This window comes from Nocardia sp. NPDC049707, from assembly GCF_040674855.1.
Taxonomy (GTDB): domain Bacteria; phylum Actinomycetota; class Actinomycetes; order Mycobacteriales; family Mycobacteriaceae; genus Nocardia.
In genome coordinates, this window is record NZ_JBFANN010000047.1 from 47438 (window position 1) to 60251 (window position 12814).

A 12814-nucleotide genomic window follows, 5' to 3' on the forward strand; every position below is an offset into this window, starting at 1 on the left:
CGGCTCAGGTCCACCGGGGACGGCTAACGCGCACTCGGCGAGCGTCGCGGCCGGGTCGCCGCCTTATGCGCGGTCCCATCTTCGTCGCCTCGGCGGGGCCGGTCGCCTTCCGAGACCGGCTCGAGGCGTGCGGGACGACCGCCGCCGTCGGGCGACGGGCGGCTGCTCGACCGCTGACTGATCTGGTGGACCACCAGTGCCGCGCCGCCGACGCTCAGCAGCACCGGCCATTCCACCAAACCCGCGGCGCCGATCGCCGCCACGGTCAGCGCGGCCGCAGGTGCCGAGTGGCTACCGCTGCTCAGCCCGCTCTTCACACCATCCGCGACACCCTGTATGCCGCCGATCACGCCATTGACGGCGGCGCCGCCCACGGCCCCGGCCACGGCCGTTGTCGCGTCGGCTGTCCAGGTAATCATGTCCACCACGCCATCGGAAATGTTCATCGTCACTCCATCGCGTTGACCATTCGGACATCACCGAGCAAACCGGAGTTTACCCGGAATGGAGTCAAAACGATCGGATTGCCGAACAAGTGCCCGCTAGCTGCCGACCTTCCTCTCCGACATCGCTACGCAGGGCTTTGTTGCACAAAATTCAGATATGGTGCGATCTGATCACGACCCCGAACCAGCGCTGGATGAAGTAGTTCGCGATCCGCTGCTCGACGATGCGCAGCCGTTCGGACAATTTCTGGCAACCATCGAGGCGTGAGCGCGGGATCGTCGCGCGGACCTAGTCGACGACGACCCGGAATCCCCTGTGCGCCCGAGTGATCGAGTCCGTGCCCACGACGCCGCCGATGTCCGACGCGGTGCATGGCGCTCCCGGATCGATGGCATCGACGCGTGGCGAAACGGTCAGAGAACGGCGTATCCAGCCTCGGTAAGAACTTTCACGCAGAACTTCTCGACGGAGCGCTGGGAGCGAATGACGAACAAACCTGTCCCCCTTCAGAATTGATCGGCTTCACGACAGGTCTCCGCAGCGACAGGGGAGTACTGGAACTGCTGGGATCGCTACACCTACTACTAGCCGATCCGCCGATAGCGTGACCGACACAGGAATCGCTGCCTTGAACATGCGCGGCATGACCGTCGAACCGAAATCGGCGGCACCGCACCGCAACAAAAAGCGGGAAGTCCGAACACACCGGACTTCCCGCTTTTCGATGGGAAATGGGTCGAATCACCCACCGCCCCAATGCGACTCAGTGGCCGCCCTTCTCCTGTAGCCGCTCGAGTGAGGCCACCACCTCGGCCTCGGCCTCGGTACGGCCGACCCACTCCGAGCCCTTGACGTACTTGCCCGGCTCCAGGTCCTTGTAGCGCTCGAAGAAGTGCTTGATCGCGGCCAGTTCGAATTCCGGCACGTCGGCCAGGTCCTGGATGTGGTCCCAGCGCTTATCGCCCGCGGGCACGCACAGCACCTTGTCGTCGCCGCCGGCCTCGTCGACCATCTTGTACATCGCGACCGGACGCACCGCGATCAGGCAGCCCGGAAATACCGGCTCGGGCAGCAGGACCAGTGCGTCCAGTGGGTCGCCGTCCTCGCCGAGGGTGTTCTCGATGTAGCCGTAGTCGGCGGGGTAGACCATGGACGTGTAGAGGAAGCGGTCGAGTCGGACCCGACCGGTCTCGTGATCGACCTCGTACTTGTTCCGAGAACCCTTGGGGATCTCGATGGTGACGTCGAACTCCACGCCATCTCCTTACTGGTGCTTCTGTCGGACTGTCGTGTTGTGGTCGTCGGAACGCCGACTCGACAGGTGTTCGGGGGGAACGGTGCCGGAACGAGGATAGTGTGGTCCGCGGGCACTTGGGTGCGGTAGGTGGGTGGACCCGACGGTCGGGCGATACTAGACGGAGAGACGGCGGGCACGTGGTGGGTGGCAGCAAGAGGAAAATCGGTGGCTTGGCCGCCAAGCGACGCCGCAATATCTGGATCGGCGTCGCGTTCGTGCTGGCCCTGCTGCTCGGTGCCGTGGCAGGCGTGGTGCTCGCGCTGAAGCCGTGGACCGAGGAATTCCGGCACGGCGGGCTCGCCATTGCCGCACCGCCCGCGCCGGTCAAACCGTCTCCGCGGGTCGAGCCCGCGCCCTCGAATGCGTCGGCCCCGACTCCGGCCGGTGTGGCCGCCGCGCTCGCGCAGGTGGTCGCCAATCCCGACCTCGGCGCGTTCGCCGGTGAGGTCACCGATGCGGATTCCGCGACCGTGCTGTGGAGCGCCGAATCCGATAAGCCGATGATTCCGTCGTCCACCGCCAAGATCCTCACCACCGCCGCCGCCCTGTTCACCCTGCCCGAGGACCATCGGGTGACCACCCGCGTCGTCACCGGTTCCGCACCCAATGAACTGGTGCTGGTCGGCGGCGGCGATCCGACGTTGACCGCGCAGCCCGATGGCAAGGGGTACTACCCGAACGGGCCGCGGCTGTCGGATCTGGTGTCGCAGATCAAGGCATCCGGGCATGTCCTCGACACCATCGTGGTCGACACCTCGTTGTATTCCGGCTCGCCGATGGCCCCCGGCTGGGATCCGGTCGATATCGGCGAGGGTTCGATCGCGCCGATGGAACCGGTGATGCTCGACGGTGGCCGGCTCGATCCGCTGGTGGAGTATTCGCCGCGCACCGCGACTCCGGCGCTGGCGACCGGACAGCGTCTGGCCACCGAACTCGGACTCGATCCCGCCAAGGTGCGGATCGGCAATGCCGCCGCCGATGCGACGGAGGTGGCCAGCGTGCAATCCGCACCGCTGCGGGATCGGCTGCGCGACACCATGGTCCACTCCGACAATGTGCTCGCCGAGGCCATCGGCCGCGAGATCGCGATCGCGACCGGTAACGAAGCATCGTTCACCGGGGCCGTCGCCGCCCTCGAAACCGCGCTCGGCAAGGGCGGATTCGACCTCACCGGACTTTCGCTGCGCGATAACAGCGGCCTGTCGACCGAGGACCGGGTGCCCCCACGGCTGCTCGACAAGATCATCGCGACCGCGGCGAAACCGAGCGGCGCGAATGCTGTGCAGCCGAGCAATACCAAGGCCAAACCGGAAACCGATCGCATCGCGACCACCCTGGCGCCGTTGCTCGACGATCTGCCGGTCGGAGGTGCGACAGGGTCGCTGAGCAGCCGTTATGTCATGCAGAACCGGGGCGGCGCGGGATGGGTGCGGGCCAAGACAGGAACTCTGTCGGTGGCGAGCACGTTGGTCGGTTATGTGCTGGATAGCGACGGGCGAGTATTGACCTTCGCTTTGATGTCGAACGATCGGCCACCAGAGCTCAGTCGGCCCGCATTGGACGCCATCGCCGGTACGCTGCGCAACTGCGGATGCTCGTGACGGGTGGTTGACCATGTTCGAAGGCACTGATAAATCGGGCGCTGTGCCCGCCGTGAATTCGGGTGCGGACGCTGCGGCCGAGCGGCGACGCTCCGGATTTTCCGGTGCCGTCGATTGGCGGCTGGCCGCGCGCACCGGCGCGGCGCTGGTGCCGTCCGGGCCGCGTACCTCACGGTATTCGGCCGAACAGGTGGTCGGTGAGCTGGCCGAAGCCTCCGTGCGGGCGGAGGGGCCGGTTCGTGAGGTGAGCGGTCTGCTCGACGATCAGCCAGTGCCTTCGGCCCGGATCGTCGACCGGCCCGGCTGGATCAATGCGGCCGCCGATTCCATGGCCCAGCTGACCGGCACCGGGCAGGCATTGGACAAGGGCATGCTCGCCGGGAAACCCGCGGGCGTGCAGGCGGGTGCGATGCTGGCCTTCCTGTCCACCGCGATTCTCGGTCAGTACGACCCGTTCACCGGACCGGATGGAACGTTGCTGCTGGTCGCGCCGAACATCATGGCCGTCGAGCGCGCACTCGGCGTCTCGCCGACCGACTTCCGCCTCTGGGTGTGCCTGCACGAGGTGACTCACCGGGTGCAGTTCTCCTCGGCGCCGTGGCTGGCCGAATATATGCGCGCCAATGTCGATGTCCTCGGCGAGGTCGGCGACGAACCGCTCGCCGATATGCTCTCCCGTCTCGTCGACGAGGTGCGCGACCGTCGCCGCGGCATCGTCGCCGATGACCCGAATGCCCGCGGCGTCGTCGGTCTATTTCGCGCCACTCAAGCTCCACCGCAACGCGAGGCCCTGGACCGCCTGCTGATGCTCGGCACCCTGCTGGAAGGTCACGCCGACCACGTCATGGACGCCGTCGGCCCCGCCGTAGTCCCCACCGTCGAACAAATCCGCGCCGCCTTCGACAAACGCCGCAAACAGCCGACAAACCCCCTGCAACGCCTCCTGCGCGCCCTCCTCGGCGTGGACGCCAAGGTCGCCCAATACGTCCGCGGCAAGAAATTCGTGGACGCGGTAGTGGCCCAGGTCGGTATGACCCACTTCAACACCATCTGGACCAACCCCGAAACCTTGCCTCTCCCACCGGAAATCGAAGATCCGCAACGCTGGATCACCCGCGTCCTCGGGTAGCGCAGCGACCCGTCCGACCAGCGATCAAGATCAGGTGGAACTAGTGGCGGGGCTTCTCGCGTTTCGCCGCCGTGGTTTCCACGTGAACATTCGTCCAGATCGCGGCGACTCGGTGGTGAGGGCGGGGTGTGGGACTCGGTAGTGTCCGGGTTATGAGCCGTATGACGGGAGCGAGGCCCGGGAATTCGCGGCGGCTGCCCGAGACCGCGGCGGTGCTCGAGGTGCGGCGCGCGGTTCGGGGGTGGCTGGCCGATTATGCGACGGGCGCGACGAGTGATGTGGCGGTCGCATTGTCCGGGGGTGCGGATTCGCTGGCATTGACGGCCGCTGCTGTGGTGGAGGCAGGTCAGGTCGACGCGCTGGTTGTCGATCATCAGTTGCAGCGGGGATCGGACAAGGTGGCGGCTGAGGCGGCGGCCGCGGCCTTGGCGCTCGGGTGTCGGTCGGCGCATGTTCTGGCGGTTGAGGTCGGTGCGGATGGCGGGATGGAGGCGGCGGCGCGGGCGGCTCGGTACGCGGCGCTGTATGGGGCGCGGGGTGGGGTGCCGGTGCTACTCGGGCACACGCTCGATGATCAGGCCGAGACTGTGCTGTTGGGGTTGGGGCGGGGGTCGGGTGGGCGGTCGATCCAGGGCATGGCGGCGTTCGCGGATCCGTGGGGGCGTCCGCTTTTGGGTGTGCGGCGGGCGGTGACCAGGCAGTTGTGTGCCGATATCGGGTTGACGCCGTTCGAGGATCCGCATAATTCGGCGACGAAGTTCACCAGGGTGCGGTTGCGTAATGAGGTGCTGCCGCTGTTGGAGGAGGTGCTCGGTGGCGGGGTCGCGGAGGCGCTGGCGCGCACGGCCGAGCAGTTGCGCGATGACGGCGCGGTATTGGATGCGCTGGCCGATGAGTTGTTGCGCGCCGCGTGCGGCCCAGCGAGTAATGGCCCAACCCTCGCGATCGAGACCCTCGCCACTGCCCCCGCCGCCTTGCGCCGCCGCGCGATCCGTGCATGGTTGCTGGCCGGTGGCGCTAAAGCCCTGACCAACAAGCATTTACAGGCGGTTGATGAATTGATTACCGCCTGGCGCGGGCAGGGTGGCGTCGCGGTGGGTGGCGGAGCGCCCGGACGCAGGTTGGTCGTCGCGCATGAACGTGGCAGGCTGACTTTGCGTCTTCAAGGGAGCCAGGGAAACATAATGGACGGCCGGGGAGAAACCCGCGGCGCGAGCCACGGGCCCGAAGGCGGTAGCGAAGCGTGACCCCGAAGGGGCCCGGGAGCGCCGCAGATACAACACCAGAAGGGAAACCAACTGACGTGTACGAGGGCGATATCGCGTCGGTGCTGATCACCGAGGAACAGATCGCGGCCAAAACCCAGGAGCTGGCCGAGCTGATCGCCAAGCGTTATCCGGCCGACGGCCCGGAGGGGGATCTGCTGCTGGTCGGCGTGCTCAAGGGCGCGATTTTCTTCATGACCGACCTCGCCAAGGCGCTGCCGATTCCCACCCAGTTGGAATTCATGGCCGTCTCCTCCTACGGCTCGTCCACCTCGTCCTCTGGTGTCGTGCGCATCATGAAGGATCTGGACAAGGACATCGCGGGCCGCAATGTGCTGATCGTCGAGGACATCATCGATTCCGGTCTCACGCTGTCCTGGCTCAAGCGCAATCTGTCCACCCGCAATCCGGCCTCGCTCGAGGTCGTCACCTTGCTACGCAAGCCGGACGCGCTACGCACCCATGTGGAAGTCGCACACGTCGGCTTCGATATCCCGAATGAATTCGTCGTCGGCTACGGCCTCGACTATGCCGAGCGCTACCGCGATCTGCCCTATATCGGCACCCTGGACCCGAAGGTCTACGGCGGCGCGTAATCAGGGCATCACCCTGACCGGAACCGAAGCCCACCTTGGTGGGATCGAACCACTTCGAGGGTGGATTGCCGTGCACCCTGGGTGTCCTTTCGGCGCGGTGCGTTGTCGATGAGGCTGGACAGCGTCACCGTCCTGCCACACGACCACGAAGGAGTACCCGACATGACCACCAACCAGCGCTCGACCCGTCGGTTCGCCCGCGCCCTGGCGATCGCCGCGGCACCCGCCCTGCTGGGTGCGGGGCTGGTGACGGCCGGCGTGGCCCAGGCCGGTCAGGACCCCAACCTGCCGACCTGCTCCTGGCCCAACCTGGTGTGCGGCCCGCAGACCAATCTGACCCCTGGCGGCCAGAGCAATCTGACTCCCGGCGGCCAGAGCACCCTGACCCCCGGCGGCCAGAGCACCCTGACCCCCGGCCGCTGATCACGGTGCGGGCGTGCGGCACTGGCGGGGCCGCATCGAAGTCCGCTCACCGCGCCGGCGCAACGATGGGCATAACCGCGTATATCGTTGCGGGCGAACCGGACCCGCCGCTGTAGAGTGCACCTCCGACCAATACCCAGGCGCCGGTGGCGGGCAGTTCGGCGAGATTCGCCAGACATTCCAAGCTGATTCGATGCTCGCGATACAGCAGCTTCGACACCGCATAGGTGTCGTCGGTCCCCAGATCGGGTCCGAACGTATCGATGCCGAGCGCTCCACGCCGCCCCAGCCGCCCGGTCCGCAACAGCCATTCGACCGTCTCGACCGCGAATCCTGGTTGATGCTCGGCACTTTCGCCGGTTCCGATGAATTCCGGCGTCCCCCATTTCGCGTCCCATCCGGTCCAGGCCACCACCGCCGACCCGTCGGGTATCCGCCCGTGCCGACTCTCCCACTCCCGCAGATCATCGATATCGATCGCGTAATCCCGATCGCGCGCACACTGCTCGCGCACGTCGATCTTCACCGCGGGCAGCAGGAGATCGTCGAGGTCCAATTCATCCGCGGCCAGCCCGTCGGCATGGAAGTGGATCGGCGCGCCCCAATGGGTTCCGGTGTGCTCGCCCTGCTGGATAGAACGCAGGTAGTAACCGTCGTTCGAGACGGTGGCGACAGTATCGGTCCGGAATTCGGGGTCACCGGGGAACAGCGGCGTCGTCGCCGGATCGTGGATATGGGAAAGGCTGACCAGCCGTCCGAACGGCCGCGGACTGGTCATCGCTTCCGTTGCGGAGTCGCGCGCGCCAAGGCCAGCAGATCGGCCTCGAGCCTCCGGAACAACCGATAGGTGAGCACGAAGGCCAGGATGCCACGCACACTGAGCACCCGCACCGAAACGATCATCCAATCCAGATCGGCGGCGTCGACGAAGGTCGCGCGGCCACGCCGAGCAGCGGAATCGATGCCGCGACGCCGCAACGACAGCGAGAGCCGGCCGCTGTCCAGCGCGCGGCTGTAAGAGATGGCCGTCGTGGCCGCCAGATCGAAGATTCGGCCGCGCCCGGCGAGTTGGGCTTGCGCGCGGCCGGTGTTGTAGACCTTCTCGAAGACGCGGGGGACACCGAGGATCAGCGTCGGACGGAACGCACCGAGTTCGGCGGTAAATGTTCGTGACGTCGCTGACCGCTCGGCGAGTTTGCGCGGTTGCTCCTCGTCCTCGGCGCCGATACCGCGCGCACAAGCAGCTGTGGATAGTCTCGCGTCGATCCGCGAAATCGGCAGCTGTCACGATCGCGGCTCAGGTACCGCGCGCCCGTATTGCCCTGGCTCCGCCGAAATCCGTTCGCGGTCAAGGGAATCCACCGACGCGACCACCCGCTCCAGTGCCCGCAGATCGGCCTCCAGAGCCCGGAAGAGCAGGTACGAGCCGATGAACGCGATGATCCCGCCCACACAGAGCACGCGCACCGCGCCGATCACCCTCGAAATATCGTCGGGTGGCAGGAAGGTCACCCCGGCGACGGCGAGCAGCGGCACCGAGGCCGCGATCGCCAGATAGCCGTTGGCGCGGCGGTCCAGACCGCGCAGCCACACCGCGTCCTCGGTGCTGATTTCCCCGTGCCGCAGGAAAATCGGATAGATGCAGCGGACCATGTAGAAGGACACCAGGAAGAACGGATACGCCACTGCGATCGCGCCGCACACCACGATCGAGGTGAGGAAATGCACTAGCGCGCGTCCCGGCACATCCCCCGCCGCCAGTTGCAGCGCGATCGGGAAAGTGAAGCTGGCGAGCACCCAGAGCGAGAAGACCACCATGACCGCTCGATCTCCGAACAGCAGCGAATCCGCCCTGGCCAGGCGCAGTGTCTCCGCGTCATACCGGCGGTGGCGGCGCAGCCCGTACGGCACCGTGACCATTCTTCGGGACATGTAGAGAATCAGTGCCGCGCCGAGCGGGAAGAAGATCGCGTTCACCACGGTGGTGATGATCACGAAGGTGCGCCCGGCATCCTCGGGCAGGCGGTCCACGATCAGATGCAGGTTGTGCTGGATGTTGTATGTCGAGGCAAGGACATTCGGGATGCCGATGGCCAGCGCGACGATCATCAGCCGCCACGCGCGCAGCCGCCGCCGCCAACTGCCGGGCGGCGGGTCGACCAGGTCCCGGGCCCTGGCATCCAGGCACAGATCCAACTGCTTGGCAAGCACCGCGCCATCGGACCAGCGCCGCGTCCGATCCGATTCCAGACAGGTCAGCAACACCCGCCGCAGCGCCGCCGGACAGTTCGCCGGAACTCGTTGCAGCGCGGCGGTATCCACTCCGGCACTGCGGCGTTCCAGCATGCCCTCCAGGGCCGTATCGTCGCCGTGGTCGGTCACGCTCGCGGTGGAATCGTCGAACGGTTTCGCGCCGGTGAGCAACTCCCACAGCACCACACCGAGGGAGTAGATATCGGATCGGGTATCCAGATCCTCGGCCGTCCGTTCGCAGCCGGGATAGCAAGCCTCCAACTGCTCGGGCGACATATACGCCAGTGAGCCGCCGAAATAGGCCACCGGACTGGTGCCCGCGACATTGCGGCTGAAGCTGATATTGAAATCGGCCAGTTTCGGCACCGCCTCGGCGGTGAGCAGGATATTGGCCGGTTTCACGTCGCGGTGCAGCACCCCGTGCGCGGAGGCGTACTCCAGCGCCTCGGCCAATCTGCGGCCCAGCCAGGCCACGGTTTCCGGCCAGCTCAGTCCGGCGATCTCGGCGCGCACGCTGGAATCGGTCGGGCGGATTTCGCCCTTCTCTTCCATGGCCGCGTCGACCGCGTCGAGCAAGAGTTGTCCGCTGCGTTCGGTGGGTGGGGTCCGGCGCACCCAGCGCAATACCCCCAGCAGTGTGCCGCCTGGCAGGAACTGCATATACAGCAGCCGGAGTCGGTGCATGGCCGGATCGCGGGCGTCCTCCGAGCCGAGCAGCCGCTGGTCGAAGACGCGCACGATGTAGTCGTGGTCGAGTTGGGCCAGGGTCTGCGGTTCGGTGCCGTGATCGTCGGAGATTTTCACCGCGACCAACCGCTGCAATGATCGCTGCCTGGCCAGGAATACCCGGGCGAAGGCGCCGCTGCCGAGGCCGGTGAGTAGGTCGAAATCGTCGATGGACTGACCGATCTCGATGCGATCGAGCGCGTTGAATTGCCGCGAACCGGTTCCGATCGTGGTCGGAATGGCGGTCGCCGTCTCGGTGGAATCGACGGTGGCTCGAGTCACGTCGGTATTACGAACTGACGCCTGGGTTTGGTTCAGCCCGACGGTTTGGTCGGCCTGCACGGTCCGGCTCACTTCGGCCGCCGCGCGCGTATTGGCGAACTCGGTCAGCACCGAATCCTCGAGCTTCGCCCGGCGGGTGCTCTGGTCGATATCGTCGGCATTGAGCAGCCTGTGCAATTCCGCCGCTTGTTCGGGATATTCCCGCAGACAATCCTTCGGATCAACACGTTCACCACTGTATCTGCGGATGACGAACTCTTCGTACACCAAACCGGCCGGAATGCTGCCCGGTTCGAGTTCCGGAAACTCGGCGCAGTAGTCGAAAAGCCGTTTGCGCGGCAGCGGCGCGGTATTGGATTGGTGGCGCTCTCGGGCCGCTTCGTTGTCACACTCCGCTGCCGCCTCCGTGCCCGCCGCAGGGGCACGGTGGATCCAACGATGTCGCAGGTCGACGCGGATCAATTCGATCAGCGCCGCCAGGCGCAGGGATTCGGCATCGGGGAGAAAGTCGGCGATCTCCGGTGGTCGACGCGAGGATTCCCATGCGGTCGAGAAGGCATCGACCGCATTGTTCTCGGCATGCGACAACGGTCCACCCCAGGCTCTGGTCGGAGCGGCCTCGAGACCTGATCGGTGCGTATTTTCGCGTTGAGCACTCATTTTTCGGACCTAGCTGCTGAGCGGATCTCGAGTATCCGCTGTGGATGTGCCGGTGAATTTCCGCCACACCCGACGACATCGCCCCCTGAGCAGTAATCGAAATGATAACTTGCGCCTCAACAGCGGATCACCCGATTTCGACAACCGTGCGACTGGGGAGAACCAGCAGATGAACAACACAGCGGCGCGAGCGATGGGCGCTGAGGCGGTAGCGGAGCGCGACCATGTAGCACCACGGGAGCACCGCAAATCAGATACAGCGGCGCGAGCGACGGTCGCTGAAATAGCCGAGCGCGACCACGGAACGACCCGGGAGCAGCGCCGTAAATCGAATTTCGCGACGGCCGATGACGTCACGGCGACGGATTCGACCGCGACGGATTCGACCGCTCCGGAGATCGAGGCCCCGGAGGGGCAGACCGCCCGTGGGGTCGCGGTGGGCGGGACCGACGCGGTACATGCTTCGATGGATTCCAGCATGCCACGCGAATCGGGCCTGTCACGCGGTCCGGCGGCGGCAATCGCGGCGAGTGTGCGCGACGGCTCGCTGACGCCGACCGAAACCGTCGATGCCGCCCTGGATCTGATCGCCGCCGGGAACCGAAAGATAAATGCGTTCACAGTCGTTCGCTCCGCCAAAGCGCGGGCCGAGGCGCTCGCACTCGAACAGCGTTCCGATCTGGATCTGCTGCCGCTGGCGGGTGTGCCCATCGCGATAAAAAACAACATCGCGGTCGAGGGTGAATCGACGCTCGCCGGTTCCAGCGCGACCGATACCAGCCCGGCAACCGTCGACCATCCGGTCGTGCGCAGGCTGCGGGCCGCGGGCGCGGTGGTGGTCGGGCTGACCGCGGTCCCCGAGCTGGGACTGTGGGGTACGACCGAGAATGAGGGCCGCATCAGCCGGAACCCGTGGAATTCCGCGCGCAGTTCCGGCGGCTCGTCCGGCGGTTCGGCCGCGGCTGTCGCGGCCGGTTTGGTACCGGTGGCGCACGGTAACGACGGACTCGGTTCGGTGCGCATTCCCGCGGCCTGCTGCGGGGTGTTCGGGATCAAGCCGGGGCGGCATACCGTGCCCGCCGAGGTGGGCTTCGATTCCTGGTCCGGGATGGTCGAAAACGGTGTGCTCGCAACGACAGTCGGTGATGCCGCACTCGCGCTGTCGGTGCTGGCCGCGCGCCCGGACCTAGCCGAGTTGGAGCTACCGGGCCGACTACGTATCGGGCTGGCCGTGGCGCCACCGTCCCGGTTGTTCCGGGTCGATCGGCACTGGACCGCGGCGGCTCGCACCGCTGCTTCGGCCGCCGCCGCGGCCGGACACCTCGTGGAATCCGCCACCCTGCCCTATGGCGAATCGCTCATCTCGGTCGGCCTGCGCTGGTTGGCATTCGGCGCGCGTGAGGGCGCGAATCTCGTCCACCCCGAACGGTTGCAACGGCGTACCCGCCGCCACCTCGCACTCGGCCGGCTCGTCCAGCGGTTGCGGCTGGTGCGCCCGGCGCAGGTGGACCGGGTCGAGGCGCGACTGCTGGAATTCTTCGAGCGTTACGACGTGGTGATCACCCCGACCCTCGCCGCACCACCGCCGCGGGCCAGGGCCTGGCACACCCTGGGTTGGCTCGCGAATGTTGTTATCGGCGCCCGGTATTCACCGTTCACACCACTGTGGAATCTGGTCGGCTGGCCCGCAGCATCGATCCCGATGGGCATGCACCCGAGATCCGGAACGCCGGTCGCCGCCCAACTCGCCGGCCCGCCCGGCAGTGAATCGACCCTGCTGCGCCTCGCGGCTCAATTGGAAGCTATCCAGCCGTGGCGACGAATCGCTGGGACTTGACCGCGACGGAGCGAGTCTTACGAGCGAGGTTCGTGGCCCGTCTCGCGGCCGGGTAGCCGAAGCGCATGCGACGTAGTCGCGAGTCTTGGCCGCTGGGCCGCGAGACAGAATTGGAAGCTGACCAGCCGTGGCGACGAATCGCTGGGACCTGACCACAACGGAGCGAGTCTTACGAGCGACCGTTCGCGGCCCGTCTCGCGTCCGAGTCGTCGAAGCGCATGCGACGTAGTCGCGAGTCTCGACGGCTCGGACGCGAGGCCGACGCCGATTTCCCGGTTGCGGACGTTGCTGCTGAAGT

At 66.5% G+C, this 12814-nt stretch carries 11 protein-coding genes; 6 read left to right on the forward strand and 5 right to left on the reverse strand.

What is annotated here, in order from left to right; genetic code table 11:
- Positions 1-23 precede the first annotated feature (23 nt).
- Both AB0J29_RS30695 and AB0J29_RS30700 read right to left on the reverse strand, forming a co-directional pair.
- Positions 24-446 carry a hypothetical protein gene (locus tag AB0J29_RS30695; protein WP_364793792.1) on the reverse strand — a complete coding sequence of 141 codons (423 nt, stop codon included), beginning with the start codon at positions 444-446 and terminating at the stop codon, positions 24-26.
- Between the two features lie 764 nt (positions 447-1210).
- Positions 1211-1702 (reverse strand): inorganic diphosphatase, encoded by a 492-nt coding sequence (locus tag AB0J29_RS30700; RefSeq protein WP_364793794.1) that lies wholly within the window; start codon positions 1700-1702, stop codon positions 1211-1213.
- Positions 1703-1905: 203 nt separating this feature from the next.
- Between AB0J29_RS30700 and dacB the strand changes: the two genes are divergently transcribed.
- The 5 genes from dacB (at position 1906) to AB0J29_RS30725 (ending at position 6758) form a co-directional block, all read left to right on the forward strand.
- Positions 1906-3345: a D-alanyl-D-alanine carboxypeptidase/D-alanyl-D-alanine-endopeptidase gene (dacB, locus tag AB0J29_RS30705; protein WP_364793811.1), complete on the forward strand. Its 1440-nt coding sequence runs from the start codon at positions 1906-1908 to the stop codon at positions 3343-3345.
- A 13-nt stretch (positions 3346-3358) separates the two neighbouring features.
- The gene (locus tag AB0J29_RS30710; protein ID WP_364793796.1) at positions 3359-4474 is read left to right on the forward strand and encodes a zinc-dependent metalloprotease; all 1116 of its coding nucleotides are present in this window, start codon (positions 3359-3361) and stop codon (positions 4472-4474) included.
- Between the two features lie 161 nt (positions 4475-4635).
- Positions 4636-5721 (forward strand): tRNA lysidine(34) synthetase TilS, encoded by a 1086-nt coding sequence (gene tilS / locus AB0J29_RS30715; protein WP_364793813.1) that lies wholly within the window; start codon positions 4636-4638, stop codon positions 5719-5721.
- Positions 5722-5777: 56 nt separating this feature from the next.
- The gene (gene hpt / locus AB0J29_RS30720; RefSeq protein WP_364793798.1) at positions 5778-6335 is read left to right on the forward strand and encodes a hypoxanthine phosphoribosyltransferase; all 558 of its coding nucleotides are present in this window, start codon (positions 5778-5780) and stop codon (positions 6333-6335) included.
- Positions 6336-6443: 108 nt separating this feature from the next.
- Positions 6444-6758: a hypothetical protein gene (locus AB0J29_RS30725; RefSeq protein ID WP_364793801.1), complete on the forward strand. Its 315-nt coding sequence runs from the start codon at positions 6444-6446 to the stop codon at positions 6756-6758.
- Positions 6759-6804: 46 nt separating this feature from the next.
- Here AB0J29_RS30725 and AB0J29_RS30730 read toward each other — a convergent pair whose 3' ends face one another.
- The 3 genes from AB0J29_RS30730 to AB0J29_RS30740 form a co-directional block, all read right to left on the reverse strand.
- Positions 6805-7536, reverse strand: a complete 732-nt coding sequence (locus AB0J29_RS30730) for a cyclase family protein (RefSeq protein WP_364793803.1) — start codon at positions 7534-7536, stop codon at positions 6805-6807.
- Positions 7533-7736: a hypothetical protein gene (locus tag AB0J29_RS30735; RefSeq protein WP_364793805.1), complete on the reverse strand. Its 204-nt coding sequence runs from the start codon at positions 7734-7736 to the stop codon at positions 7533-7535. Before AB0J29_RS30735 ends, AB0J29_RS30730 begins: the two co-directional genes overlap by 4 nt.
- Positions 7737-8042: 306 nt before the next feature.
- On the reverse strand, positions 8043-10679 hold the full coding sequence (locus tag AB0J29_RS30740; protein ID WP_364793807.1) for a serine/threonine-protein kinase: 2637 nt from the start codon (positions 10677-10679) through the stop codon (positions 8043-8045).
- Between the two features lie 478 nt (positions 10680-11157).
- Between AB0J29_RS30740 and AB0J29_RS30745 the strand changes: the two genes are divergently transcribed.
- A complete protein-coding gene (locus AB0J29_RS30745) occupies positions 11158-12516 on the forward strand; it encodes an amidase family protein (RefSeq protein ID WP_364793815.1) in 1359 nt (452 codons plus the stop codon).
- Positions 12517-12814 lie beyond the last annotated feature (298 nt).

What these genes read in the sequence shown, in the direction of transcription:
- AB0J29_RS30740 (WP_364793807.1), bottom strand. Translation starts at nt 10,679, where the DNA reads ATGAGTGCTCAACGCGAAAATACGCACCGATCAGGTCTCGAGGCCGCT.
- AB0J29_RS30745 (WP_364793815.1), top strand. Translation starts at nt 11,158, where the DNA reads ATGCCACGCGAATCGGGCCTGTCACGCGGTCCGGCGGCGGCAATCGCG.
- AB0J29_RS30695 (WP_364793792.1), bottom strand. Translation starts at nt 446, where the DNA reads ATGAACATTTCCGATGGCGTGGTGGACATGATTACCTGGACAGCCGAC.
- AB0J29_RS30710 (WP_364793796.1), top strand. Translation starts at nt 3,359, where the DNA reads ATGTTCGAAGGCACTGATAAATCGGGCGCTGTGCCCGCCGTGAATTCG.
- AB0J29_RS30725 (WP_364793801.1), top strand. Translation starts at nt 6,444, where the DNA reads ATGAGGCTGGACAGCGTCACCGTCCTGCCACACGACCACGAAGGAGTA.
- tilS (WP_364793813.1), top strand. Translation starts at nt 4,636, where the DNA reads ATGACGGGAGCGAGGCCCGGGAATTCGCGGCGGCTGCCCGAGACCGCG.
- AB0J29_RS30730 (WP_364793803.1), bottom strand. Translation starts at nt 7,536, where the DNA reads ATGACCAGTCCGCGGCCGTTCGGACGGCTGGTCAGCCTTTCCCATATC.